23 protein-coding genes are annotated in these 25,551 nt (G+C 74.3%); 9 read left to right on the forward strand and 14 right to left on the reverse strand.

Translation table 11 applies throughout. The annotated features are described in order from the left end of the window. Positions 1-221: 221 nt before the first annotated feature. The gene (locus BJP25_RS11680) at positions 222-2,900 is read right to left on the reverse strand and encodes an RCC1 domain-containing protein (RefSeq protein WP_075974896.1); all 2,679 of its coding nucleotides are present in this window, start codon (positions 2,898-2,900) and stop codon (positions 222-224) included. A gap of 57 nt (positions 2,901-2,957) precedes the next feature. After that, positions 2,958-3,695 (reverse strand): PaaX domain-containing protein, C- domain protein, encoded by a 738-nt coding sequence (locus BJP25_RS11685; RefSeq protein ID WP_198943445.1) that lies wholly within the window; start codon positions 3,693-3,695, stop codon positions 2,958-2,960. Positions 3,696-3,750: 55 nt separating this feature from the next. Here BJP25_RS11685 and BJP25_RS11690 point away from each other — a divergent pair, with 55 nt between their 5' ends. Next, entirely contained in the window at positions 3,751-5,412 is a 1,662-nt protein-coding gene (locus BJP25_RS11690; RefSeq protein WP_075974898.1) for an acyl-CoA dehydrogenase family protein, read from the forward strand. A 46-nt stretch (positions 5,413-5,458) separates the two neighbouring features. Here the strand turns inward: BJP25_RS11690 and BJP25_RS11695 are convergent, their stop codons facing one another. The 3 genes from BJP25_RS11695 to BJP25_RS11705 form a co-directional block, all read right to left on the reverse strand. Then, complete coding sequence (locus BJP25_RS11695) at positions 5,459-5,668, reverse strand: CsbD family protein (protein WP_075974899.1); 210 nt, start codon at positions 5,666-5,668, stop codon at positions 5,459-5,461. Positions 5,669-5,770: 102 nt separating this feature from the next. After that, positions 5,771-6,463 carry a hypothetical protein gene (locus BJP25_RS11700; protein WP_143219018.1) on the reverse strand — a complete coding sequence of 231 codons (693 nt, stop codon included), beginning with the start codon at positions 6,461-6,463 and terminating at the stop codon, positions 5,771-5,773. Between the two features lie 37 nt (positions 6,464-6,500). Further along, positions 6,501-7,412: an AraC family transcriptional regulator gene (locus BJP25_RS11705; protein ID WP_084793920.1), complete on the reverse strand. Its 912-nt coding sequence runs from the start codon at positions 7,410-7,412 to the stop codon at positions 6,501-6,503. A gap of 82 nt (positions 7,413-7,494) precedes the next feature. Between BJP25_RS11705 and BJP25_RS11710 the strand changes: the two genes are divergently transcribed. Further along, on the forward strand, positions 7,495-8,529 hold the full coding sequence (locus BJP25_RS11710) for a zinc-dependent alcohol dehydrogenase family protein (protein ID WP_198943446.1): 1,035 nt from the start codon (positions 7,495-7,497) through the stop codon (positions 8,527-8,529). 52 nt (positions 8,530-8,581) lie between these two features. Here the strand turns inward: BJP25_RS11710 and BJP25_RS11715 are convergent, their stop codons facing one another. Beyond that, on the reverse strand, positions 8,582-9,601 hold the full coding sequence (locus BJP25_RS11715; RefSeq protein WP_075974901.1) for a hypothetical protein: 1,020 nt from the start codon (positions 9,599-9,601) through the stop codon (positions 8,582-8,584). 242 nt (positions 9,602-9,843) lie between these two features. Here BJP25_RS11715 and BJP25_RS34115 point away from each other — a divergent pair, with 242 nt between their 5' ends. Next, positions 9,844-10,011, forward strand: a complete 168-nt coding sequence (locus BJP25_RS34115; protein WP_158075640.1) for a hypothetical protein — start codon at positions 9,844-9,846, stop codon at positions 10,009-10,011. 11 nt (positions 10,012-10,022) lie between these two features. Here BJP25_RS34115 and BJP25_RS11720 read toward each other — a convergent pair whose 3' ends face one another. The 3 genes from BJP25_RS11720 to BJP25_RS11730 all read right to left on the reverse strand — a co-directional run bounded on the left by BJP25_RS11720 (position 10,023) and on the right by BJP25_RS11730 (position 15,211). Continuing rightward, positions 10,023-10,964 (reverse strand): SDR family NAD(P)-dependent oxidoreductase, encoded by a 942-nt coding sequence (locus BJP25_RS11720; protein WP_075974902.1) that lies wholly within the window; start codon positions 10,962-10,964, stop codon positions 10,023-10,025. Continuing rightward, on the reverse strand, positions 10,961-12,148 hold the full coding sequence (locus BJP25_RS11725) for a zinc-dependent alcohol dehydrogenase (RefSeq protein WP_075975079.1): 1,188 nt from the start codon (positions 12,146-12,148) through the stop codon (positions 10,961-10,963). The genes BJP25_RS11720 and BJP25_RS11725 overlap by 4 nt, the downstream gene beginning before the upstream one ends. Positions 12,149-12,316: 168 nt before the next feature. After that, positions 12,317-15,211, reverse strand: coding sequence for an ATP-binding protein (locus tag BJP25_RS11730; RefSeq protein WP_233158028.1), 2,895 nt, complete (start codon positions 15,209-15,211; stop codon positions 12,317-12,319). A gap of 223 nt (positions 15,212-15,434) precedes the next feature. Here BJP25_RS11730 and BJP25_RS11735 point away from each other — a divergent pair, with 223 nt between their 5' ends. The 5 genes from BJP25_RS11735 to BJP25_RS11755 all read left to right on the forward strand — a co-directional run bounded on the left by BJP25_RS11735 (position 15,435) and on the right by BJP25_RS11755 (position 21,859). Beyond that, positions 15,435-16,982, forward strand: coding sequence for a S8 family serine peptidase (locus tag BJP25_RS11735; RefSeq protein WP_075974903.1), 1,548 nt, complete (start codon positions 15,435-15,437; stop codon positions 16,980-16,982). Positions 16,983-17,017: 35 nt separating this feature from the next. Then, positions 17,018-18,829 (forward strand): trypsin-like serine protease, encoded by a 1,812-nt coding sequence (locus BJP25_RS11740; RefSeq protein ID WP_075974904.1) that lies wholly within the window; start codon positions 17,018-17,020, stop codon positions 18,827-18,829. 72 nt (positions 18,830-18,901) lie between these two features. After that, on the forward strand, positions 18,902-20,125 hold the full coding sequence (locus BJP25_RS11745; protein WP_233158029.1) for an MFS transporter: 1,224 nt from the start codon (positions 18,902-18,904) through the stop codon (positions 20,123-20,125). A gap of 157 nt (positions 20,126-20,282) precedes the next feature. After that, entirely contained in the window at positions 20,283-20,966 is a 684-nt protein-coding gene (locus tag BJP25_RS34120) for a hypothetical protein (protein ID WP_075974906.1), read from the forward strand. After that, complete coding sequence (locus tag BJP25_RS11755) at positions 20,963-21,859, forward strand: ATP-grasp domain-containing protein (RefSeq protein ID WP_233158030.1); 897 nt, start codon at positions 20,963-20,965, stop codon at positions 21,857-21,859. Before BJP25_RS34120 ends, BJP25_RS11755 begins: the two co-directional genes overlap by 4 nt. A 57-nt stretch (positions 21,860-21,916) precedes the next feature. Here the strand turns inward: BJP25_RS11755 and BJP25_RS11760 are convergent, their stop codons facing one another. The 5 genes from BJP25_RS11760 to BJP25_RS11780 form a co-directional block, all read right to left on the reverse strand. After that, positions 21,917-22,198: a hypothetical protein gene (locus BJP25_RS11760; protein WP_075974908.1), complete on the reverse strand. Its 282-nt coding sequence runs from the start codon at positions 22,196-22,198 to the stop codon at positions 21,917-21,919. Positions 22,199-22,436: 238 nt separating this feature from the next. After that, positions 22,437-23,054, reverse strand: a complete 618-nt coding sequence (locus BJP25_RS11765) for a DUF3618 domain-containing protein (RefSeq protein ID WP_075974909.1) — start codon at positions 23,052-23,054, stop codon at positions 22,437-22,439. Next, positions 23,030-23,449: a phage holin family protein gene (locus BJP25_RS11770; RefSeq protein WP_075974910.1), complete on the reverse strand. Its 420-nt coding sequence runs from the start codon at positions 23,447-23,449 to the stop codon at positions 23,030-23,032. The genes BJP25_RS11765 and BJP25_RS11770 overlap by 25 nt, the downstream gene beginning before the upstream one ends. Beyond that, the gene (locus BJP25_RS11775) at positions 23,446-24,174 is read right to left on the reverse strand and encodes a hypothetical protein (RefSeq protein WP_075974911.1); all 729 of its coding nucleotides are present in this window, start codon (positions 24,172-24,174) and stop codon (positions 23,446-23,448) included. The genes BJP25_RS11770 and BJP25_RS11775 overlap by 4 nt, the downstream gene beginning before the upstream one ends. 247 nt (positions 24,175-24,421) lie before the next feature. After that, the gene (locus BJP25_RS11780) at positions 24,422-24,850 is read right to left on the reverse strand and encodes a hypothetical protein (protein WP_143219019.1); all 429 of its coding nucleotides are present in this window, start codon (positions 24,848-24,850) and stop codon (positions 24,422-24,424) included. 219 nt (positions 24,851-25,069) lie between these two features. Here BJP25_RS11780 and BJP25_RS11785 point away from each other — a divergent pair, with 219 nt between their 5' ends. Next, a complete protein-coding gene (locus BJP25_RS11785) occupies positions 25,070-25,549 on the forward strand; it encodes an AAA family ATPase (protein ID WP_075974913.1) in 480 nt (159 codons plus the stop codon). The last annotated feature ends 2 nt before the right edge of the window (positions 25,550-25,551 follow it).

A 25,551-nucleotide genomic window follows, 5' to 3' on the forward strand; every position in this document is an offset into this window, starting at 1 on the left:
GAGCACTCAACAACGCTGTGTGACGATGCGGAAGCGGGTGAACCGCCGCCCTCACCCCAGGCCGTCCGCATTTCCTAGATCGTTTTGGTGGCAAGCCGATGAGCGAACAGTCGTTGCTCGCCATCACCAATTCTTCGCCGGTTCTGACCGGCTCGCACCGAATCCGGGATCCTGTGAGAGCACCGGCGCGGCTCGGCGGTGTCCGTTTGCGTTGTCCTGCATCAGAACGTGGTGAAGGAGTGTTCTGTGAGCGCGTAGCCGGTCGTGAGGCCCGCTGTGGTGCTCGTGACGCGGGCAAGACCCGGGACCTGGGTGGGAGTGGGGACGTAGCAGGCGTTCTCAAGGGTGTAGGTGGTGATGCAGTCGGCGGGGGTGAGGCCGAGGCCCAGACGGCCCTGTCGGTTGTCGCCCCAGGCCCAGACGGTGCCGTCGGAGAGGGTGGCGAAGGTGTGGCCGCCGCCGGGGGTTTGCCAGCCGAAGAGGCCGCCGGTGGAGACCGCGGTGACGTCGGTGAGGCCGCGGACCTTGGCAGGGGCGGTGTCGAAGCATTGGACGATGAAGGAGCTGACGTTGCACTTGGTGCCGTTGCCCAGGGCGCCGGAGCTGTTGTCGCCCCAGGCCCACAGGGAGCCGTCGGCGCTGATGGCGTAGGCGTTGGACGGGCCGAGCGCGATGTCGACGATGTTGCCCAGGCCCTGGTACCGGCGGGGGGTGACGGGGTGCTCGACGCCCCAGGCCCACACCGTGCCGTCCTCGCGCAGCGCCAGGGTCGCGGCGCCGCGGGTGGACAGGGTGGTGGCGGTGAAATCGGGGATCTTGACGGGGACGGGCGCGTAGCAGGCGCTGGGGTCCCACTCGACGCACTGGGCGCCTGTGCCCAGGGTGGCGTCGCAGCCCTTGCAGACGCTGCCGTTGTCGCCCCACGCCCACACCTCGCCCTCGTCGGTGAGGGCGAAGCTGGTGCTGCGGCCCGCGTCGGACACGTCCTCGGTGGAGCCGGAGACGATCTGGGCGATGCCGCTGAGCCCGGTCACCTGGACGGGGAGGGCGGAGCGGCAGTCGCGGGTGGACGGGCAGAGGGTGCCGTTGCCCAGTTCTCCCTCGCCGCTGTAGCCCCACGCCCACACCGTGCCGTCGGCGCGCAGGGCGAAAGCGGTGCTGTGGCCCGCGGCGATCTGGGTGACGTCGGTCAGGCCCGTGACCCGCGTCGGGGTGTCGACGCGGCATCCCGGTTGCGCGCAGGTGGAGCCGGTGCCCAGTTGGCCGTTGTAGTTGCGGCCCCAGGCCCACACCGTGCCGTCCGATGCCAAGGCGTAGGTGGACCCGGAACCGGCGGCCACCTGGGTCGCACCGGCGAGGACGGCGGAGCGGGTGGGGGAGGTCGAGCCGCAGTCCGGTCCTGTCACGCAGCGTTCGCCGGTGCCCGCCTGGGCCGCGGCGTTGGCGCCCCAGGCGTACCCGCGGGGCTGCACGCGGTCGGGGAACCAGCCCACCACGTCGGCGACGAGCTGCACCGAGCCCGCGTTGTTGAACAGGGTGATGCGGCCTCCGGCGCCGACCTTGACGACGGCGAGGTTGGGCCGGACCTCTCCCCTGCCCAGGTTCAGGTTGCTGGCGACGGGCCGCGTGGCACCCGTCGGGTAGGCGGTGACGTAGGTGCCTGTGGTGGGTTCGGTGCCGGTCAGGTTCACCACCACCGCGCCCACCCCCGAGGCGGGCACACCGCCGCGCCCGGTCACCTGGAAGTCGAGTGTGGACCCACCGGCGAGCGCACCCGTGCTGCTGCGCGTGTCGAGCAGCCGGGTGGGGGTCATGCCGGTGAAGTCGGCGCCGATCGGGAACCAGCCGACCACGTCCGCGATGACGTGCGTGCGGCCCGCGTTGTTGAACAGCGAGAACCGGCCGCCCGAACCGACCTTCACCACGGCGAGGTTCGGCGCGGTCTGCCCGGGCGCGAGGTTGAGGTTGCTCGCGAGGGGTGGGATGGACCCTGTCGGGTAGGCCGTGACGTACGTGCCTGCGGTCGGCTCGGTGCCCGTCAGGTTCACCACGACCGCGCCCACACCCGAGGCGGGCACGCCACCGCGCCCCACGGCCTGGACGTCCACTGAGGACCCGGCGGGGACAGCGCCGGTCGTGCGGGTGTCGAGGATGCGGGCGGGCGTGAGGGCGGTGTAGTCGGAGCCCTCGGGGAACCAGCCCACGACGTCGACGACGAGGTGCACCGAGCCGCCGTTGTTGTACAGGTCGAGCGCACCCCCGGCGCCCACCCGGACGACCGCCAGGTTCGGGGCGGTCTGCCCGGGTGCCAGGTTGAGGTTGCTGGTCCCCGGTCGCGCCGACCCTGCCGGGTAGGCGGTGACGTACGTGCCTGCCGTCGGTTGCGTGCCCGTCAGGTTCACCACCACCGCACCCACGCCTGCCGCCGGAACCCCGCCGACCCCGGTGACGGTCAGCCGCCTGGTCGCGCCCGCGCCCATGGCGCCGCCCGCCGCACGGGTGTCGAGGATGCGCGCCGGGGTGAGCGCCTGGTAGCCGCACGTGCGGGTCAACGGGTACGAGCCCGCCGCCGTTCGCGTGCCGTCGGGCGCGGTGAAGGCCACGGAGAGGGTGAGCGTCGTGCCTGGCGCCACAGGTTCGAGGTCGTCGGGGAAGGTGCCCAGGACGGTCGTCTTGCCGGGTTGGACGGTGGCGCCCTCGAAGCCCACGCCGTTCGACCAGTCCAAGGTGATCCCGTACGCGCGGTCGGTGCCGCTGCCGCTGAAGGTGACCGCGTAGTTGCCCGCGCAGTCGACTCCACCCACCTGCACCGTGGGCAGCACGGTCGCCGCGGCCACCGGAACAGCCGTCGCCAGGGCGCCCACCAGCCCGACCAGCACCGCGAGGACCTTCAACCGCACAGCGTCTCCCCAGCTCAGAAAGCTTTCGGCACTGTATCGGCGCACCACTTCGGACAGTTACACCTTTTCGGTCGAGACCTGGCCCGCACTGCGCAGGGCGATCAGCTCGTCGCGGTACGCCGCGTATGCGGCGCGGAGGTCGTCGGCGGGCCAGTCGGCGGGGCGCAGGGGTGGTGGGAGGACCGGGTCCGCGGCAAGGTGGCGGACGATGGCCGCGGCGGTGGTGAAGCGGTCGGCGGCGGTCGGGGCGGCGCTGTGGAGGTCGTGGAGGGCGGTGGCCGTCGCTGACCAGGCTGGCAGGTCCCAGAGGGTCGCGGTGAGGGCGTGCGGGTCGGCGTCCGGGTGGGCGCGGAAGGTCTGGGCGAGGTTCGGGGGCAGGTCGAGGGGGAGGTTGGCGGGGCGCAGCCAGACTCCCTCGCGGAGCTCGGCCAGGCGGCTGGTGGTGAGGTGGGCGCGCAGGGCGGCGCGGTCGGCGGGGGTGCGACCGGTGGCGGTGATGACGACGCAGTGCCAGGTGTCGTCCCAGGCGGTGGTGGCGGGGTGCAGGGCGTCGTTCTGCCTGCGCTGGCGGCGCACGAGGCGGTCGGAGAGGCGGTGGCGGCCGTCCTCGCGGAGCAGGTCGCCCGCGGTGACCATGCGGGTGAGGGCCACGCGCAGGGCCGACTCGCCCACGCCGAGCAGGCCCGCCATCCGCACGAGGTCGCGGCCGGGCAGCTCGGGCGGGTCGGCGCCGAGCAGGAGGCTGAGCACCACCGAGCGGGCGGTCAGCGGGCGCAGCGCGATCTCGGGTTCCATCACCAGCGACATTACACTCTTGGCACAGCCGCAGCGCGGACGTAACATCGCGGGCATGACCTCCACGCTGCCCTCGCCGACCCAGCACGCGACGCACGAGGTGGTCAACCAGCCGCCGCCGCTGGCCCCCTACGACGCCGCCGACAACCCCGCCCTGCTGGACGGGCTGCGGCGCGAGGGCGCGGGCTGGGCCGAGGACGACCTGCACCGGCTGGGCGCGCTGGCCGGGGCCCCGGAGGCGCAGGAGTGGGCCGAGCAGGCCAACGTCAACGACCCCGTGCTGCGCACCCACGACCGCTACGGCCACCGGGTCGACGAGGTGGAGTTCCACCCGGCCTGGCACAACCTCATGCGGGTCGCGGTCGCGGAGGGCACCTTCGGGTCGGCCTGGGCGGACGAGCGACCCGGCGCGCACGTGGTCCGGTACGCGGCCCTGCAGGTGTGGGGGCACACCGAGGCCGGCCACGGGTGCCCCGCGGCGATGACGTACGCGGCGGTGCCCGCCCTGCGCCACTCCCCCGACCTGGCCGCGGTGTACGAGCCGGGGCTGACCAGCCGGGTGTACGACCCGGGGCTGCGCACGCCCGCGGGCAAGCGCGGCCTGCTGGCGGGGATGGGCATGACCGAGAAGCAGGGCGGCTCGGACGTGCGCGCCAACTCGACCACCGCCACGCCGACCGGCGAGGACGGCGTGTTCACCCTGCGCGGGCACAAGTGGTTCACCTCGGCACCGATGTGCGACGTGTTCCTGGTGCTGGCCCAGGCGCCGGGCGGGCTGTCGTGCTTCCTGGTGCCGCGGGTGCTGCCCGACGGCACGCGCAACACCTTCCGGGTGCAGCGGCTGAAGGACAAGCTGGGCAACCGGTCCAACGCCTCCTCGGAGCCGGAGTTCGACGGCACCGTGGCGTGGCTGGTCGGCCCCGAGGGTCGCGGGGTGCGCACGATCATCGAGATGGTCAACTGCACGCGCCTGGACTGCATCGCGGGCTCGACCACCCTCATGCGCAAGGCGCTCGTGGAGGCCGCGCACCACACCCGCCACCGCGAGGCGTTCGGCGCGCTGCTCATCGACCAGCCGCTCATGCGCAACGTGCTGGCCGACCTGGCGCTGGAGTCCGAGGCGGCGACCACCCTGACGATGCGGCTGGCGGGCGCCGCCGACCGCGCGGTGCGCGGTGACGAGGGTGAGCGCGCCCTGCGCCGCATCGGCGTGGCGGTCGGAAAGTACTGGGTCACCAAGCGCGCGCCCGGCTTCACCGCCGAGGCCCTGGAGTGCTTGGGCGGCAACGGTTATGTCGAGGACTCCGGCATGCCCCGCCTCTACCGGGAGGCACCGCTGAACTCCATCTGGGAGGGCTCGGGCAACGTCGCCGCGCTCGACGTGCTGCGCGCCCTGGCCAAGGAGCCGGAGACGGCGCAGGCGCTGTTCACCGAACTCGCCACCACCCAGGGCGCCGACCGCCACCTGGACGCGGCGGTTGCCCGCATCGGTCGCGAACTGTCCGACCTCGACGCCATCCAGACCCGGGCGCGACGGGTGGTGGAGCTGATGGCACTGGCGCTCCAGGCGTCGCTGCTGGTGCGCTACTCCCCCGCCCCCGTGGCCGACGCCTTCTGCGCCACCCGCCTCGGCGGGGACTGGGGCAACGCCTACGGCACGCTGCCCGCCTCGGCCGACCTGACGGCCATCCTGGGCCGCACCGCGCTCGACCGGTGAAGCACCGGGCCCGCGCGCCGGGGACGGCGCGCGGGCCCGCGGTGGCCTACTTCTTCTTCAGGACGTCCTTGACCTTGTCGACGGCGTCGCCCACGGCGTCCTTGACGTCCTCGATGGCGTCCTTGAGGCCGGCCTTGGCCTGGTCGGACTTGCCCTCGGCCTGGAGCTTCTCGTCGCCGGTGACCTTGCCGGTGGCCTCCTTGGCCTTGCCGCCGAGGTCCTCGGCCTTGTTGCTGATCTTGTCGCCCAACGACATGACGGTCTCCTCCTGCTCGGCGGCGCTCGTGGTCGAGCCCCGTGCACCAGCTAGGACACCGGGGGGCGGCGGTTCGTCACGGGCTCTGATGGGTGATGGCGCTCACGAACGGGTGGCCGCGGGCTTCCACCGGCCGGAACGCGCTGCCGCCGGGGACGTCTCCAGCGGGCCGAGCACGGTGACGGTGGTGGGGGTTGCGCTGCGGGAGGCCGGGGTGGAGCGGGCCAGGGCCCGTTCGGCGCTCAGGACCAAGAGGCCCTGCGGGGGGTGCGGGCCGGGGCGGCGGTAGTGCGTGGTCAGCACGCCCAACACGTCGCCGGCGGCGCGCAGGGGGTAGAGGTGGCCGTCCACGAGCCCGGCCTCGCCGAGCGCCCGGCGCGAGCGCGCGCCTGCCGGGTCGTCGCCCGGGGCGGGAGCGCCGATCGGGACAGGATCGCCGTCGCGCAGGTCGGCCCACCGGCGTGGGACCTCGGCAGCCACCAGTGCGATGAGCGCCGGGCGGGCGGCGCGGAGTACGCCGTGCGTCCGCACCACGCGCGGCACCTGCGTGTCCCCGTCCACCAGGAACAGCGCGCACGCGGCGCCGGTAGCGGCCCGGGCGGCGAGGACGATGGCGGCGTGCACGGTCGGCGCGTCCGCGAGCGCCAGGAACTCCGGTGCGCCCAGGGTGGTCGGGTCGGCGCGCAGCCGGGTCCGGAACAGGTGCAGGATCGTGCGGCGGCTGGCCCTCAGCTCCGCCTCGATCACGCCCTGGTGCGCCCGCGCGACCGCAGCGAGGTCCGCATCGAGTTCCACGGCCACTCCCCCCGTCCCCCGTGGTGCCGCTGCGGCATCACACCACGGCACGCGGACGCCGGTACCGGGCGCGCCACTGACCGGGCGCGATCCCCTCGCGGCGCAGGAACGCCCGGGTGAGGGCGGTGCCGGTCTGGTAGCCGACGCGCACGGCGATCTCCTGCACGCTCAGCGCAGTGTCGCGCAGCAGGACCTTCGCCCGGTAGGTGCGCCACGTCGTGAGATAGCCCAGCGGGGTGTCGCCGGTCTTCTCGCGGAACGCCGCGGCGAAGGCGGAGCGGGACATCCCGGCGGCGCGGGCCAGCGACTCCACGGTCCAGGGGTGGTCCAGGTCGGCGTGCAGAGCTCGGATGGCGGCGGCGAGCCGGGGATCGCGCAGGGCGGCGAGCCAGCCGATCGTGCCGCTGCCCACGTCGGCGCAGCACGCGCGCAGGGCCTGGACGAACAGCACGTCCGACAGCCTGGCCGCGACGAAGCCCGCGCCGAGCCCGTCCGCCCGGGTCTCCCTGGCGAGCAGGTCGAAGGTGGCGCGCAGCAGCGCGCCCTCGCCCGCGCCGAGGTCGAGCCGGACCAGCGGGGGCAGGAGCGCGAACAGGGTCCGCGCGGCCACGGCGTCGAAGGTGAAGCGGGCCGAGGCGACCTCGGTGCGCGGCCCGTCCCCGCCGACCTCGACGCGGCCGCGGAGGTCGTCGCAGTCGACCAGTGGGCGGTCGTGCTCGTCGCGCAGGGCGAAGCCGACGCCCGCGCGCACCAGCAAGCAGTCACCGTCCGCCACCCGCCGGGGCTCCGCGGGCCCGGTCAGCCAGCACGGGGCGCCGGTCACGAGCACGAGGCGGGCGACGTCGCGGGCGGGGAAGGCGATGCCCCACGGGGCCGCGGCGACGAGGCGGGTGTAGCGGGTGTCCTCGATCCGCATCGTCGCGAGCAGGTCGTCGACCGGTGCCACCACGGCTGCTCTCCTGGACGATCGGCAGCAGATCCAGGACGCGAAGGTACCGCACGTCCACACCACGCGCCCTACCGTCGAGCCCGTGGAAACGATCGCGCACACCCGGGTGTTCCAGGTCAGCGGCGGGGGCGGACCGCTCGTCGAGGCGCGGCGACCGGTGGCCGCACCCGGGCCCGGTGACGTCCTGGTCCGCGTCCGGGCCGTCTCGCTCAACGCCCGTGACCTGCCGATCGTCGAGGGCAGGTACGCACGTCCGGTGCCGCGGGGGCGGGTGCCGCTCTCCGACGGCGCCGGGGTCGTCGAGGCCGTGGGCGCCGGGGTGACGAGGTGGCAGGTGGGCGATCGGGTGGTCGGCGTGTTCCACCCGGGTTGGCTCTACGGCGCCTTGCCCGGCTGGGACACCCTCTACGGCGTGCAGCTCGACGGCTGGCTCGCGGAGCAGGTGGTCGTCGGGGAACACGACCTCGTCGCCGTGCCCGAGCACTTGAGCTTCGAGGAGGCCGCGACCCTGCCGTGCGCCGCGTTGACAGCGTGGTCGGCGCTGGCGGGGACGGGCCCGGGCGACACGGTGCTGCTGCAGGGGTCGGGCGGGGTGTCCCTGTTCGCCTGCCAGTTCGCCCGGCTCGCGGGTGCGCGGGTGCTGATCACGACGTCGAGCCCGCACAAGGCCGACCAGCTGCTCGCGCTCGGCGCGGAGGTCGTCGACACCCCTGCCCAGGCGCGCGACCTCACCGGCGGCGTCGACCTCGTGGTGGAGATGGGCGGCGGGGGGCGGTCCATCGCCCAATCGATCGCGGCGCTGGCCATGGGCGGTCGCATCGCGCTGGTGGGCAACCTCGCGGCGGGCGGCGGGATGGACCTGACGGCGTTCCTGGCCCGCGCCGCCACCCTGCGGACCACCACCGTCGGCAACCGGGCGGACTTCGAGCGGATGAACCGGGCGATCAGCGCGCACCGGCTCCGCCCGGTGATCGACCGGGTCTTCCCCTTCGACCAGGCGAACGACGCGGTGGCGCACTTCCGGGCGCGGACGGGTGTGGGGAAGGTGGTGGTCTCCGTGCCCCACCGCGGCGAGCAGCGGCCCGCGGGGTTCAGCGGCGCCGCAGCCCGGACCTGATCTCGGTCGATGGGTCGCCGGCGTGTGCTCCGGCGTCCGAACGGTCGGTGGCTCAGCTCAGCAGGTCTGCCAGGGAGAGGTCGCGGACGCGGGTGTCGTCGCGGGCGGGGAGGGTGGCGTCGGCGAGGGTGGGGACACGGCGGGCGGCGGGGCGGAGCACGTCGAGGGAGTCGAGTTCGTCCTTGATCAGGAGGGCGACCCGCTTGCGGTCGGCGGCCACCAGGTCGGCGCTGGTCCAGGCGGCCACGAGGGCTTGGGTGCGGCGCTCGGCGAAGACGTCGGCCTGGCCGCGCAGGTAGGCCTCACCGGCGTCGCGGATGAGGTCGTCGAGGGCGGGGAAGCGCCAGTCGTCGCGTTCGACCTGGCACTCCACGCGGATGACGAGGTAGTCGGTGCCGGTGAGCCGGTCGGTGTGGTCGCCGCGGCGCAGGACGAGCCTGCCGGACTCGATGGCGGGTGTGCCCCGCAGCTCGTGCTGGGGTGCGGCGATCAGCACGTGGTGGCCGGGGCGCAGCACGTTGGTCCCCTCGGAGGTGAACGAGGCGTGCAGGCCCAGCACCGGTTCGTCGCCCGTCGCCGCCATCACCGCGTCCAGGCCGTCGGACACCTTGTCCGCGATGGACGCGGCGACCGACAGGGGTGGGCCCATCAGCGAGGACAGGCTGCCGACCAGGCCGACAGCGGTGGAGAGCGGGCCGCCGCTCGCGGCCTCGTACAGCGCGGCCTCGACCTCCACGACGCCCCCGGTGTAGGGCAGCAGGGTGGTCATCGGGAAGTCCAGCTGCGCGCCGGGGACGTCCCACTTCTCCGGCGGCCGGGCCAGGGTGGTGAACGCGGGGGTGCCGCCGAGCAGCGTCAGCGACACTCCCCCGTGCAACGCCGGGTACCGGTCCGAGCCCCATGACCGGGCCTTCTCCAGGAACCCCTCCGCGAAGAAGACCCGCAGGTAGCCCTCGTTGGGCCGGACCGGCTGCCCGCCCGGGTCGGGCAGGAAGACGCTGGTGCAGTGCTCGGCCTGCTTGTCGAACCACTCCCGGACCGACACCCACAGCTTGCGCCCGAAGCCCGCCATGACAAGCCCTCCTCGTACCCGGACGTGGGCCGCTCAGCGGCTCTCGTCTGCGGTAGATCGCGGGCGGACCGGTGAACGTGTCGCCTCGATCGGGTTGCGGTGGGCTTTGCCTCGCACGCTGCGTGACGTGCGGTGGAGGTGGCGCAGGCGGCTCCCGGGGGCCGGGGTGTGACGCCGGGTGGGTCTGCGGCGATACACCACGGGCAGACCGTCGGGGTCTGGGTCACGAGGGGTGTTTCGACGTGCAGAAGAGCGTTCTGGTCATGGTCGGTCTCGGCGCGCTGCTGGTGGTGCTCGGGCTGGTGCTGAGCCAGGCGGGCGTCGCCGTGGTCGCGGGCATGGTCCTGGTGTACGCGGCCTTCCAGCTCGCCCTGCCGGGTGAGGTCACCCCGGCTCGCCGCGAGCGCTGACAGCGCCCCGGCTAGTCCTGGAGCCCCTGCTCCCCTCGCGTGCCTTGGCGCGCGGGGTCGGAGCCGGGGGCGGGTTCGGGCCAGCGGCCGTGGACGCGTTCCTCGGCGGGGACGGGCTTGTTCACGTTGCCCGTGGAGGGCTGCTCCCGGTCGCTGGTCAGCGCGGCCAGGCGGAACAGCGGTGCCACGATGCGGTCGTAGAGGAACGGCAGCAGCCGGAAACCGGTGATGATCAGCGGGTTGCCCGGGCCGACCGGCACCGAGACGTTGCCGCGCGGGTGGTCGGCCAGTCGGACGACGGCGGCGGCGACGCGTTCCGGGGCGAGGACGGGCCACGGGGGGCGTGCGCCGCGACCGGTGTAGTTCGCGGCCTGGTAGTAGATCGGGGTGTTGATGCTGCCGGGGCTGACGATGCAGACGTTGACGCCGGGGGCGTCGCGGGTCTCCTGCTGGAGGGTGCGCAGCACGGCGCGCTGGCCCCACTTGGCGGTGGCGTAGGCGCCCATCCGGGGGACGGTGACGGAGCCGAGCAGGGAGTTCACGCCGATGAACGTGCCCTTGCGGTTGCGGCGCATGACCGGGAGCACCGCCCTGGCGAGGTGCAGGGTCCCGTGCACGGCCGTGTCCACGATCGTGGTGAACACGTCGGCGGGCATCTCCTCCACCGTGCCGTAACCCATCACGGTGGCGGTGTGCACGACGACGTCCACGCGGTGGTGGCGGTCGAGGACGCGCGAGACGATGCGCTTGGCCGCGGCCGGGTCCGCGATGTCGTCCGCGATGACGTCCACCTCACCCGGACCGGCAGCCCGGCACGCCGTCGCCGCCGCGGCGAGGGCGTCGGCGCTGCGGGAGACGAGGACGAGGTGGTCGCCGCGGGCGGCGAAGGCCGTCGCGGAGGCCAGCCCGATGCCGCTGCTGGCCCCGACGACGAGCACGACCCGGCCGGTCACGGGTTCAGCACCACCTTGACGCAGCCGTCACGCTTCTCGCGGAACATCTCGTAGCCCCACGCCGCGTCGCTGAGCGGCAGGTGGTGGGTGGTCAGGTCGAGGGTGCCGAGCGGGTCGGCGGGGTCGAGCACCAGCGGCAGGATCTCGTCGGTCCACCGGCGCACGTGCGCTTGGCCCATGCGCAGCTGGATGCCGCGGTCGAACATCTCCATCATCGGCATCGCGTCGACCTCGCCACCGTACACACCGGACACCGACACGGTGCCGCCGCGCCGCACGCCCTTGATCGCGGCGTGCAGGGCGTCGAGCCGGTCAACGGCGAGCTTGTCGGTCACCTTCTGCGCGATCGCGTCCGGGAGCAGCCCGGTCGCGCGCTGCGCCAAGGCCACCAGCCGACCACCGTGCGCCTCCATGCCGACCGCATCGATCGTGGCGTCCGGGCCGCGACCGTCCACCAGGTCGATCAGGGTGGCGGCGACGTCGTCGACCTCGTCGAGGTTCACCGTCTCGGCGCCGTAGCGGGCGGCGAGGGCCAAGCGCTCGGGGACGCGGTCGACACCGATGACCCGGCCCGCGCCGAGGTGCTTGGCGATGCGGACGGCGAACTGCCCGACCGGTCCGAGGCCCAGCACGGCGACCGAACCACCAGGCGGGACGTCGGCGTAGCGGACCGCCTGCCACGCCGTCGGCAGGATGTCCGACAGGAACAGGAACTGCTCGTCCGGGGTGCCGTCGGGGATCTTGATCGGCCCGAACTGCGCCTGCGGGACGCGCAGGTACTCCGCCTGTCCACCTGGGACGGACCCGTACAGGGACGTGTAGCCGAACAGGGTGGCGCCCTTGCCCTCCGCGCGCACCTGGGTGGTCTCGCACTGGGCGAACAGCCCGCGGCCGCACATCCAGCAGTGCCCGCAGGAGATGTTGAACGGCACCACCACGCGGTCCCCCACCGACAGGTGGCCCGCGGCCTCGGGCCCGACCTCCTCGACGATGCCCATCGCCTCGTGGCCGAGCACGTCGCCCGGGGACAGGTACGGGCCCAGCACCCCGTAGAGGTGCAGGTCGGAGCCGCAGATGGCGGTGGAGGTCACCTTGATGACGGCGTCGGTGGGATGCTCGATCCGCGGGTCGGGGACCTCGGTGACCTCGACGTTCGCGTTGCCCTGCCAGGTCAGTGCTTTGATGTCGACTCCTCGGTCGCGGGTGTCGGGTGGTGGCCGCGGCGGTGCCCCGCGGGTGGCGGGTGCGATCCTCGCCGCGCCGCTTCGGCGGTCGACGGGCTGACAGCTGCCGTCGGTGCGCCCATGCCCCCTGGTACCCGTGCCCGGGGGGCTGGAAACCACTCCCCGGGGTCACCGGTGCGCCGGACCGCCCCCCGCGAGGTCGACTTCGGACACTTCCCAGCGCGAGCGCAGCCCGAGTTTGCGCAGCACCCGGGCCACATGCTGCTCGACGGTGCGGGGCGAGAGGAACAGCACCTCCGCGATCTCCCGGTTGGTGCGCCCGGCGGCCAGCAGGCCCGCCACGTCCAGTTCGCGCGGGGACAGCTCGTTGCCGTAGCCGCGCCTGCCCCGGCCGGGGAGGGCGCCGGTCCCGGTGACGCGCAGGTGGTGGCGGAAGCGGGCGGCGTCGTGGGTGGCGCCGAGCGCGTCGAGGACCCCGGCCCGCTCGCGCAGCAGGGCGGTGGCGGCGTCGTGGTCGGTGGGGAGCAGGCACAGGGCGGCCCGTTCGGCGGCCAGGGCGGCGAGGTAGGGGGCGGGCAGTTCGGCGTAGCGCCGCTCGGCCTCGCGGTAGTGCGCCACGGCGCCGCCCACGTCGCCGTCGTGCTCGGCGAGGCGCCCCCGGCACTCGGCCAGGGCGGCGTCGGCCAGCGGGGTGTCGCGGCCCGCCAGGCCGTCGCCGATCTCGGCCACCAGGTCGGCGGCCGGGCCGCCGGTCTCCAGCAGCGCCGCGACGGCGGTGGTGGCGATCTCCCCCGACCACGACCAGATGCCCTTGGTGCGCAGCACGGCGACCCCGGCCCCGGCGATGGCCGCGGCCCGGACCGGGTCGGCCTGGTGCAGGGCCACCCTGGCCAACCCCGCGCAGCCCGCCACCGCGACCTGCGCGATCGCCGTGCGCGGGGTGTGCGCGCCGGTGCGGTCGAACCACCCGGCGGCCTCGGCCCACGCGCCCCGGGCGGCGGCGAGGCAGCCCAGGACGAGGGCGAACTCGCTGGCCACCGGGAACAGGTCGGCGTACTCGTCGAACTGGTCGGCGGTGCGCTCGGCCAGCCCCGCCCAGGCGCCGGTGAGCCAGTCCAGGCGGGCCCGGGTGGCCAGGGCGGTCGAGGCCACGAACGCCGCGCCCGCGTCGGTGGCCGAGGACAGCCCGGGGCGCAGCAGGTCGTCGGCGACGCGCAGGTGCCCGGTGTAGGCGGCGGCGTCGGCGGCGTTGCACCGGCAGCGGGCGATCTGGCGCTGCTCGCCGGTGGTGGCGCCGGAGTCGGGCAGCCGGTCGAGCTCGGCCAGCACCGCCACCTCGCCCAGGTGCGCCCTGGCCCCGAGCTGGTTGGCGGTGAGCCACAGCCACTGCTCGCGGTCGGTGGTGGCCGCCCGGATCCGCTCGGTCCGGTCGATCCACGGCCGCACCTGGGCCAGCGGCACGGTGCCGTGGTAGGGCTGGGCGAGCACGGCGATGCCGCGCGCGGCCAGGTCGGGCCGGGTCGCGGCCACCTCGGCCACGGCGCGCTCGGTCTGGGCGCGCGCGGCGGGCAGGCCGCCGTCGGCGCGCAGCAGGAGCAGCCCCAGGTACAGCCGCACCTCGCCGCGGGCGGCGGCGGACAGCCGCGCGTTGTCGAGCAGCCGCTCCAGCAGCTCGACGGGCGCGCGCTGGTCGAGGCCGAGGAAGGCGACGGTGCCGAGCTTGAGCGCGAGCCGGTCGACGTGCTCGGCGGGCAGCGCGGGGGCGCGCAGCAGGCGCTGGAGCAGGGCGGTGGCGACGGGGGCGTCGCTGAGCTCGATGGCCCGGTCGGCGGCGGCCTCGGCGTAGTGCAGCCACTGCTCGTCGAGGCCCGCCCGCTCGCTGTGCTCGGCCAGCTGCACCAGCGGGGGCGGGTCGACGGCGGAGAGCATCGTGATCGCCCGGGTGTGCAGGTGGACGCGGTCCGGTGCGGGGAGGGTGTCGTAGGCGGCGGCGCGCGCCAGGGCGTGCCGGAAGCCGTAGCGGCCCGCGCCCACCTCGCACAGGACACCGCCGTCGAGGGCGTGCGACACCGCCTCGCCCAGCCGGGGGTCCGGCACGCCCGCGAGCGTGCCCAGCAGCTCGGCAGGCGCGGGCACGCCCAGGACGGCGGCGGCGTGCGCCAGGCGGGCCGCGGTGACCGGCAGTCGGGCCAGCCGCTCGGCCATCCCGTCGCGCAGCAGCAGGGGCACCCCGGCGGCGTCGAGCAACCGGTGGGCGGCGTCGCTGTCGGCGTGCACGGCGCCGTGCGGGTCGCGCAGCGCGCGCAGGGTCTCCTCGATGACGAACGGGATCCCGGCCGTGCGCTCGTGCAGCTTCGCGGCGAACGCGGCCGACACCGCGGCACCGCCGAGCACCGACTCGGTGAGCGCGCGCGTGTCGTCCACGTCGAGCGGGGGCACGGGGATGTGCGCGCTCGCCATCCCTGGAGCAGGGCGGAAACCGGTTCCCAGCGGCGGGCAGGAGCGCGCGTGCTCGCGCCGGTACGACAGCAGCACGCGCAGGCCCGGTGGCGGGTCGCCGAGGAGGAACCGCACCAGGGCGCGGGTTCCGTCGTCGGCCCACTGCAGGTCCTCGATCACCAGGAGCACCTCGCCCAGCGCGGCGAGCAGTGCGCGCACCCCGCGGAACACCCGGTGCCGGTCGGCGCGGGCGTCCCCGGTGGGCGGTGGCGGCGGGGGCAGGTGCGCGGCGATCTCCGGCAGCAGCGGGGCGAGCGCCCCCGTCACCGGGTTGAGCGGCCCGCACCGCGCGAGCGCGGGCCCGGTGTCGCGCAACGACTCCAGCACCGCGCCGTACGGGAACGGCTCCCCCACCTGCGCGCACACGCCCACCAGGGGCAGCGCGGCGGGCGAGCCCGCGGCCAGCACCTCCGCGACCAGCCTGCTCTTGCCGATCCCGGCCTCGCCCTCCAGCAGCACCACCGCGGGGCTGGGGTCCAGCGCGGCCAGCAGCGCGGCCCGCTCCCCCGCCCGGCCGACGAGCCTGCCCGCGCGCCCGCGCTGGTCGGTCGGGGGCACGGCCACCAGCCCTCCTCGATCCGCTTCCCCACCGGGAACCGGGAAAGCACTGGGAAAATGGGAATGCGCGGGCGGAACGTTTTCTGCGTACGGCTACCTAACGATACCCGGATTGAACGCCCCCGCCGCAAGGCCAATCGTATTCGCGAGCAGCCCCCACCCCGACCGGCCCCGCCCCGCTGACCTCGCCGGGGCGGGGCCGCCCGCCACCGTCCCGGGAGGACGAACCGTGAAATCCCTGCCGCCCCTGGTGACCCTGGTCGCCCTCGCCGCCGCGCTGGTGACGGCGCCGCAGGCCGCCGCAGCACCGGCCGCCGACTTCGTCCCCGCGCGCCACCCGGTGCCGGGCAGCTTCGTCGTCACCCTCAAGCCGCTCGCGACGGCGTCCGCCGTGCAGTCGCAGGCGACGTCGCTGGCCGCGAAGTACGGGGGTACCGCGAGCGCGGTGCTCACCGCGTCCATGCAGGGCTTCATCGCCAAGGACCTCACCGACGGGGAGGCCCGCGCCCTGGCGGCCGACCCGTTCGTCAAGCGGGTGTACCAGGACGGCACCGCCCGCGCCGCCGACGTGCAGACCGGGGCCACGTGGGGCCTGGACCGCGTCGACCAGGCGGACCTGCCGCTGGACTCCCGCTACAGCTACCCCTCCGGCGCGGCGGGCAACGTCACCGTCTACGTCACCGACACCGGCGTCAAGACCACCCAGGCGGAGTTCGAGGACCGCGCCACCGTCGGCGCGGACTTCATCGGCGACGGCCAGAACGGCAGCGACTGCACCGGGCACGGCACCCACGTCGCGGGCACGATCGGGTCGAAGACCTGGGGCGTGGCGAAGAAGGCCAAGCTGGTCTCGGTGCGCATGCTCGGCACGAACTGCACGCAGAACGGCCCCGACTCCGCGGGCGTGCAGGCGGTCGAGTGGGTCACCCGCAACGCGGTGAAGCCCGCGGTGGTCAACGCCTCGTGGACCTTCGACAACGCCGACATCGGTGACGACGCCATCGCGGGCCTGCTGCGCTCGGGCGTGCAGTTCGTCGCGGCGTCGGGCAACAGCTCCGCCGACGCGTGCGCCACCGGCCCGGCGAACATCGCCGACGTCATCACCGTCAACGCCACCAGCCGCAACGACGCCCGCGCCTCCTTCTCCAACTACGGCACGTGCTCGGACCTGTTCGCCCCCGGCGACGGCATCACCTCGGTGGGGCTGTCCGGCACCGGCGGGGTGACCATGTCCGGCACGTCCATGGCGGCCCCGCACGTCACCGGCACCGCCGCCCTCTACCTCTCCGCCAACACCGGTGCGGGCCCGCAGCAGGTGCGCGACGCCCTCGTCGGCGGGGCGAGCTCCGGCAAGGTCACCAACCCCGGCTCCGGCTCGCCGAACAAGCTGCTCAACACCGCCTTCGCCACCGGGTCGCCCACCCCCGGCTGCGACGGCGGCAGCACCACCGCCGACGTCGCCATCCCCGACGCCGGGACCGCGGTCACCTCCGACATCCCGCTGTCCGGCTGCACCGGCAACGCCACCGCGACCACGAAGGTGCAGGTCGACATCGCCCACACCTACACCGCCGACCTGCGGGTCGAGCTCGTCGGACCGTCCGGGCGCGCCTTCGCGCTGCACCAGCCCGGCGGCATCGGCGCGGCCACCGGCATCCACCAGACCTTCACCGTGGACGCCTCCGCCGAGACCCGCGCGGGCACCTGGCGGCTGCGCGCCACCGACGTCTACCGCTTCGACACCGGCGTCATCGACGCCTGGTCCCTCACCTTCTGACCAGCCCCCGACAGCACCACCCGAGAGGAACCACCATGAGACACCTCGCACGCGCCGGGGGCGTCCTCGCCCTCCTGCTGGCCTCGGCGGCGGTGAGCGTCCCCCTCGCCCCCGCGGCCACCGCGGCGCCCAACGCCCGCGCCGCCACCTTCGAGGGTGACACCACCCCCACCCGCAGCGGCGACGCGCGGCCGTCGTTCTACAACGGCCAGAACGCCACCGTCGACGAGTTCCCCGGCATCATCGCGGGGATCCGGGCAGGCGGCACCCGCCCGGAGGGCCAGACCTGCACCGGCACCGTCGTCGCCCCCCGCAAGATCCTCATCGCCGCGCACTGCGCCGACATCGCCGGGGAGAAGAAGTTCGTCTACGGCCTCGACGACCTCGCCGCCTACCAGGGCGGCGCCGGGTCCGGGTTCGCCGCGTCCGTGGTGGAGTACAAGAAGCACCCGAAGTACGTCAACTTCGACCAGGGCTACGACGTGGCGGTGGTGACCGTCGACCGCGACATCCGGCTCAAGGGCGGCGCCGCCTACCCCAAGGTCGCCACCTCCGCCGACAGCGGCCTGGCCACCCCGGGCAAGAGCGGCGTGGGCTACGGCTACGGCAAGAAGGACGTCGACGACGCGGCCAAGGACGTCACCCTGGACAAGGCGACCCTGCCCATCGTGGACGGCGCGAGCCGCTGCACCGGGGTGGGCGCGGGCTTCTCCCCCGCGACCATGATCTGCGCGGGCTACGGCGACGGCAGCACCACGATCCTGCCCGGCGACTCCGGCGGCCCGCTGGTCATCGGCGGCACGATCGTGGGGGTCGCGTCCTGGAGCCGCTCGGACTTCCGCTGGTACAGCATCTACGGCAGGCTCACCAACGACATGGGCGACTGGGTGCGCCAGGAGGTCGGCAGCCAGGAGCCGCCCGCGGGTGAGCTCGGCGTCGCCGTCGCCCCCGCCAGCGGGTCGGTGGCCGCGGGCCGCTCGCTGTCGGTGGCGGTGAACACCACCGCGGGCCCCGGTGGCCCCGAGTCCGCGACGCTGACCGCCTCGGGCCTGCCCGCGGGGGTCAAGGCGGTGCTGCAACCCACGTCCGTCACCACCGGCGGCTCCGCGAAGCTGACCTTCGACGTGGCCACCACCGCCACCAACGGCACCTCGGAGATCACCGTCACCGCCAAGACCGCCTCCGGCGCCACCGCCACGGGCAGGTTCACCCTCACCACCACCGGCGGCGGCACCCCGCAGCCCGGTGACTTCACCCTCGGCGCCTCCCCCGCCACGGCCAAGGTGGCCGCGGGCGCGTCCACGTCCACGACCATCACCAGCACCGGGTCCGGCACCCTGGCGCTCTCGGCCACCGGCCTGCCGACCGGTGTGCAGGCCGCGTTCCAGCCCGCCAGCATCACCGCGGGCGCCAACGCCAAGCTGACCTTCACGGCGAGCGCGTCGGCCCCCTCCGGCACCTCCACCGTCACCGTCGTCGGCACCGACCAGAGCGGCAAGACGGCCACCACCACGGTCTCCCTCACCGTCGAGGGCAGCACCCCCACCCCGGACGTCCGGGTCACCCTGAGCCCCGCCTCCGGCTCGACCTGGCAGGGCGGGATCCTCACCACCACCCTGACCGCCACCGGGGGCACCGGCTCCCTCACCCTGTCGCAGACCGGCGCCCCCACCGGCACCCAGGTGTGGTTCCAGCCCACCACCATCGCCCAGGGCGCGTCGAGCAACATCACCGTCATCACCAGCGGCCAGACCCCGACGGGCACCTACCCCATCACCGTCAAGGCCACGTCCAGCGACGGCAAGACCGGCACGGCGACGTTCACCCTGACCGTCACCCGCCTCTGAGCGCCTGAGCGCGTGGCCCGGCGCGGTGCCGGGCCACGCGCTCCCTGGTGCGGGCGGCCGATCGTTGGTGGGATGGTCGGGGCGGTCGAGCGGGGAGGGCGGGTCGTGGCGGGTGGGGCGGGGCGGGGCATGTGGCCGCTGTACGCGGCGGGGTTCACGACCGCGTTCGGGGCGCACGGGATCGCGGCGAACCTGGGCGGGTCCGCCGAGGGGGCGGTGACCTCGCTGCTGGTGCTCGGCGGGCTGCTCGCCCTGTACGACGGCGCCGAGGTGCTGCTCAAACCGGTGTTCGGCAGCCTGGCCGACCGGGTGGGGGCCAAGCCGGTGCTGCTGGGTGGGCTCGCCGCCTTCGCCGCGGCGTCCGCGTTGTACGCCGTCGCGGACAGCCCCGGGTGGCTGTGGGCGGCGCGGTTGGGGCAAGGTGCGGCGGCGTCGGCCTTCTCGCCGTCCGCTTCGGCGATGGTCGCGCGGCTCAGCCCGGCGGCCCAGCGCGGGAGCGCCTTCGGCGGGTACGGGTTCCACAAGTCGATCGGCTACACGTTGGGGCCGTTGCTCGGGGGCGTGTTGGTGTGGGCGGGCGGGTTGCGGTTGTTGTTCACCGTGATGGCGTTGTGCGCGGCGGGCGTCGCGGTGTGGGCCGCTGCCGCTGTCCCGGGGGTGCCGCCGTTGCCGCGCAAGCGGCAGACGGTGGCGGACCTCGCGCGTCGGTTGGCTGACCGCTCGTTCCTCGTGCCAACGGCGGCGCTCGCCGCGGCGACGGCCGCGCTGTCCGTGGGCGTGGGTTTCCTCCCCGTCTCGGGGGCCGCGGCCGGTCTCGGCACGATCGCCACCGGCGCGGCGGTCTCGGTCCTGGCCGCCGCGGCCGCGGCCGTGCAACCGCGGGCGGGCCGCGCGCTGGACGCGGGCAGGCTGTCCACGCGCACCGGGTTGCTGGTGGGGTTGGGGGTCACCGCCGCCGGGGTGGGTGCCGCGGTGGTGCCCGGGGTGGTGGGCGTCCTGGTGGCTGCCGCGCTCATCGGGGTGGGCACGGGGTTGATCACGCCGCTGGGCTTCGCCGCGCTGGCCGCCGCGACCCCCGAGGAGCGCATGGGGCAGACGATGGGGTCCGCTGAGCTGGGCCGGGAACTGGGGGACGCGGGCGGGCCCCTGCTCGTGGCCGGCGTCGCGACCGTCTCCGCGCTGGCCTTCGGCTACGCCGCCCTGGCCGTCCTGCTGGCGGTGGGTCCGCTGCTTGCGGTGGCGCTGAGGCTCCGCACGCGGGTTCCCCGGTCACGTCACCGGGGCCAGTTGCGCTGATCGGGTGATGATCGCGGAACCGTCCGTGCGGGTGTGGGCGGGCTGGTGGGATGTGCGGCGGTTCGGGGACTCGGCAGATGTGCGAGGCGGTGTGGTGAAGCAGCGCAAAGGGCCTCCTGGGCCGCGGCCGTGGGTGAGCGCGGCGTGGTGGTTGTCGATGAACGGGGTCGTGGCCGCGTTCAGCGCCGCGGTGGCGGTGGCGGCGCTGGTGGTGGCGATCGTCGCGATCCCCGCGTCGCCGGACGAGGCGGCCGTCTCGGACCTGCGCCGCACGCCGGACTTGGGGTTGTCGTTCTGGCAGGGCGACAAGGCGGCGGTGTTGCACGACACCAGCGTGGGCGCGGAGGGGCTGGTGCCGCGGGTGACGGTGGACCTGGGCTCCGGGCCGTTCGAGGTGCGGTTCCCGGAACTGGCCGAGGAGGACCTGCTCGCGCTGGACGTGCGGGAGGACGACAGCGGGTTCCACGTCGTCGAGGGCGCCGACACGAACGCGCCGGTCGACGGGGCGGCGTTCCTGCCCGGGAAGGGGCACGTCGACAGCGAGCAGGGCAGCGCGACGCTCTACGTCTCCCACGACGGGCTCTTCAACGCCATCGGGGGCCAGCGCGCGGGCGACATCGGCAACCGCAAGGCGAGCGTCTACTACTCGCGGATCGACCTGCCCCAGGACACCACGCTGACCCAGTTCCCCACCGGGGTGTACGAGGTGTCGGAGGCATCCCTCGTGCCGCTGACCGAACTGCACAGGGACCTCTACGTCGTGGCCTGGCGCGACAACGACCACGACGACGTGGTCGACGGCGGGGAGTACGAGTACATCGTGCTCAATTTCCCCGGGTGACACGGCCGGGCCTGCGCCGCTGGTGGGCGCGGGTCGGGCACCATGCCGGGGTGATGATCCTGCTGCCCTGCGACGTCCTGAACCCCCGCCGGGTCGACGAGCACTTCGCCGCCGAGGCCGAGGCCGCTCGCGACGCCGGGCTGGAGGTCGCCCACGTCGACCACGACGCGTTGCAGCGCGGCGGTGGCGCCGACGACGGTGTGCGGCGGGTCCGCGGGGAGGGCGAGGCCGTCTACCGGGGGTGGATGCTGCGCAGCGAGCGGTACGCGGCGTTCGACGAGGCGCTGCGGCACCGCGGTGTCATCCTGCGCACGACCGCGGAGCAGTACAAGCAGGCGCATGAGCTGCCTGGGTGGTACTCGGCGCTGGAGGAGGTCACGCCGGAGTCGGTATGGACCGAGGGGGACGCGCGGGAGGCGTTCGAGCGCGCCCTGGCGGCGTTGGGCTCCGGAGCAGCGGTGCTGCGGGACTACACCAAGTCGATGAAGCACTACTGGCACGAAGCCGCCTACGTCCCCGACGTGACCGATGTGGAGGGCGCGTGGGCGGTGGCAACCCGCTTCCGCGAACTGCGCGACGACGACTTCACCGGCGGCTTCGTGCTGCGCCGCTTCGAGCGGTTCACCTCCGCCGAGGTGCGCACCTGGTGGGTGGGCGGCGAGTGCCGCCTGGTCGGCCCCCACCCCGACACCCCCGACGACCGGCACGAGCCGGGCCCGGACCTGGCCGCGCTCACCCCCCTGGTGGCCGGTCTCGCCCTGCCCTTCGCCACCGTCGACCTCGCCCAGCGCGAGGACGGCGCGTGGCGGGTGGTCGAACTGGGCGACGGCCAGGTCAGCGACCGCCCCCGCACCGGCGACCCGGCGGAGTTCGTGCGGACCATCACGCGCTGAACTGCGGGTGCGACCACACCGTCGTCGGTGCGTGGGGGCACCAAAGACGGTGGGGCGCTACTGGCCGCTGTGGTCGAGGACGTTGCCGTTGACGCAGTGGTTGGTCTGGACGCCGTTCCAGGCGCCGCCGACGGGGACCACGGCGAGTTCCTGGAAGCAGACCGACGCGGCGGTGAAGTTCCAGTTGTTGGCCGCGTTGATGCCACCGCCGAAGTTGACGTGGTGGTCGGCGTCGACCGAGACCGGTGGGGTGACGTCGGCCAGCGCCGGGCTCGCCGCCAGCAGCGGTACCGCGACCGCGGAGACAGCGGTACCGACCCAGCGCAGAACAGAAACCATCGGGAATCCTCCTCCTCGACAACGAAGTCAAGGCAACGCTAGGAGCACCCCACGACAGGATTCCCCTGCGACACGGCCATGTCACCTGGTTGTGGGACGACCCTCCACCCTGGACTACACGTCGCGGGACGACGTAGGCGAGGTGGAGCGTGGCCGCGCTGCGCCCACCCAGCGGCGGGCGCGCGGAAGCCCCGGCTGTGCGAACCGGGGGTTCCGCGCAGCCGGGGCTTCCCGGTGGTCAGCTGCCGCTGGCCGCGTGCCGGACGCCTTCCTTGGCGTCCTGCGCGCCGGATTGGGCGCTGTCCTTGACCTCCTGGGCCGCGTCCACCGCGGTCTGCTTGACCTGCTCGGCCGCGTGCTGGGCCGACTCGCGCAGGTCGCCGCCGACGTTCGCGGCGGCCTCGGTCGCGGCGTGGCGCACCGGCTCGACGAGGTCCCCGGCCTGGTCGCGGACCTGGGCGGCGACGCGCTTCTCGGCCTGGGAGGTCGGGATGAGCGACGCGGTGAGCAGGCCTGCGCCGAAGGCGATGAGGCCCGCGGCCAGGGGGCTGCCCTGGGTCTGGCGCCGCACCGCGTCGGTGGTCTGGTGGGCGACCTGCTGGGTGGACTCGGCCACCGAGCGGGACTGCTCGCGCACCGCGTCCACGGCGCCGGATCCCCCGCCGCTGGGGGTCAGGTCGTCGGCCACACCCATCACCTTGTCCTTCACCTTGCGCAGTCCGCCGCGAGCGCGCTCGACGCGCCGGTCGACGATGCGGCTGGGGCTGGTGCGGTCGACCAGGCGGTCGACGTCACCGGTCAGGTCGGCCCTGGTCCGCTCGATCTCGTGCCTCAGCTGGTCGGGTGTCGCGCCCATTCCGCGTCCTCCTTGAGCGTCTCGATCGTCTTCTCCGGCTTGGGCGAGACCTGGCGCATGGCCGTGCGGCCCCTCAGGAACAGCACCGCCCCGGCGATGGCCCAGACCAGGGCCACCAGCGCCGTCGCCCAGCCCAGGTCGATCACGTTGGACAGGCCGTAGGCCACGGCCAGGCTGGCCAGCACCGCCACCATGTACCCGGCGAACCCGGCGCCGCCGAGCATCCCGGCGGCCTTGCCCGCCTTGCGCGCCTCGGCGGTCAGCTCCACCCGCGCCAGCTCGATCTCCTGGCGCAGCAACCGGTTGAGGTCCGAGGTGATCTGGGTGACGATCTCGCCGAGGCTGGGCTCGGCGCCGGGCGCCCGCTCGTGGGCATCGGTGCGCGGGTCGGTCACGGCAGCCTCCGCTCGCCCTCGGTGTGGGGCAGGCCCGGCTGCGGCACGCCACCGGGGACCGCGGCGGGCTCGTACACCGGCGCCGTCACCGGGGGCTGGGGCGCCGGGGTCACCTGGCCCGCGGGCGGCGCGGGCGCCGGGACCTCCGGGGCGGTGGACGTCCACTGGCCACCGGCCGGGGTGGACCCGCCCGCGGGGCCGTCGCCGTTGGAGCTGCCGGTGCCCGCCGCGCTCAGGCCCTTGGCGAGCCTGCCGACGGCGAACCCGGCGAGGGCCGACCCGAGCAGGAACGCCGCGGGCCTGCGCCGGGCGAAGGCCCGCACGTCCTGCAGCACTTCCTCGGGGTGGTCACCGCTGAGCCGGTCGGCGAACTGCTTGCCGTGCTGCGACAGCTGGAGCACCGCGGTGCGCGCCGGGGAGTCCTGTTCGGACCGCTCCGCCATCGCGCTGAGGTCGTCGGCCCACCCGCGCAGCAGCTCACCCGCGCGGCCGGTCTGCGTCCTGGCCTCCTCGGCCAACCGCTGCTGCACGTCACCCGCGAGGTTCGCCGCCTGCCCCTTGGTCTCGGCCAGGACGTCGGCGGCCTTGTCCTTGGCCGTGCTCGCGACCTGGGCACCGGACTCCGCGACCGAGGACGCCGCGTCGGCGGCCCGGTCGGTCACCCCGCCCGCCCCGTCGGTCGAGCGGCCGTCCTGGCCGGTGACGGTGTGCGTTGGGTGGTTCACTGGCTCCTCCTCGATAGCACCTGTCGCGCGCCACCCACCACCGACAAGTGCGTGGTCAGTGCCCGGAGGCCCTGCGGTCGCCTTCTCGGTGTGCGTGCGCGGAGTGGGTTCTGCGGATCGGGTGCCCGTGCTCCGGATTCTTATGCGTCCTTTTCCCGAACAATCTTTGCCGCCGTGCGGGGTTTACCTGGAAATGTTCCGATCTCGCCGCGTGGACTCCGCGTCCGCGTCCTTTCGGCCGACGCGCCTACCGCGGCCCGTACCCCGGCGGGGGTGGGAAAGCGGGGGGCCGGTAGCGCAGGAAGGCGAGGGTGGGCGAGAGCACCGACAGGGTGAACGTCGCCAAGGCGAACGCCCCGATGACGATGATCGGCAGGTCCAAGCCGAACTCGATGACGTAGTCGCGGATGTCCGCGATCGCGAAGAACAGCACGACCGGCACCAGCGGCAGCAGCGCCCCGAGCCCGGTCAGCACGGCTCCCGGCACCTTCTGGACGAAGATCAGCACGGCGCCGAGCACCAGCAGCAGCGCCGACACCGCCAGCAGCACCCCGCAGGCCAACGGCAGGGTGTGCAGCAGGGCCACGTTCCGCCTGCACGACCCATAGCACGCCGCCGACGCGGCGAAGGTGGTGTACGAACCCCACGCCGCTCCCAGGGACAGGAGCAGTGCCAACGCGGCTGTCGTGTACGCGGTCGCCCCACTCGGCCTCGGGCGAGCTGGGGGTGCGAACCCGCCGGGCGGGTAGGGCGGGTAGTAGCTCACGGCGCCATCCAGGTCAGGTCTCGGCAGGAGTCCCACCGACCCCCGCCAGGCGCCGCGGATCCTATTGGCACTCATTTCCCCGTTCGTCGACAACTCGGAACCAGCTCGCGGTCGGACTACCCTGCGCGGATGGCGCGGATCCTGGTCACCGGCATGTCAGGCGCAGGGAAGTCGAGCGCCCTCAACGCTTTGGGCGCACGGGGGTACCGCGTGGTGGACACCGACTACGGCGAGTGGATCGAGGACGTCCCCGGACGCGAGCGGGTGTGGCGGGAAGAGGAGATGGAGGCGCTGCTGCGTGCTCACGAACAGTCGGGGGAACCGCTGATCGTCGCGGGCACCGTGCGCAACCAAGGGCGGTTCTACCCCCGGTTCGACCACGTCGTCCTGCTGACCGCTCCCCTGCCGGTGCTGCTGGACCGCGTCGCCCGGCGCACCGACAACGGGTTCGGGAAGGGCGACGGCGAACGAGCGCGCATCGCGGCGGACACGGCGGAGGTCGAGCCGCTGCTGCGCGCCTCGGCGAGCGTGGTGATCGACACCCGTGAGCCGCTGTCGGCCGTGGTCGAGCGGTTGGCCGCTCTCGCGGGACCCCCACCGCACCCGTGACG

This window comes from Actinokineospora bangkokensis, from assembly GCF_001940455.1.
GTDB lineage: Bacteria > Actinomycetota > Actinomycetes > Mycobacteriales > Pseudonocardiaceae > Actinokineospora > Actinokineospora bangkokensis.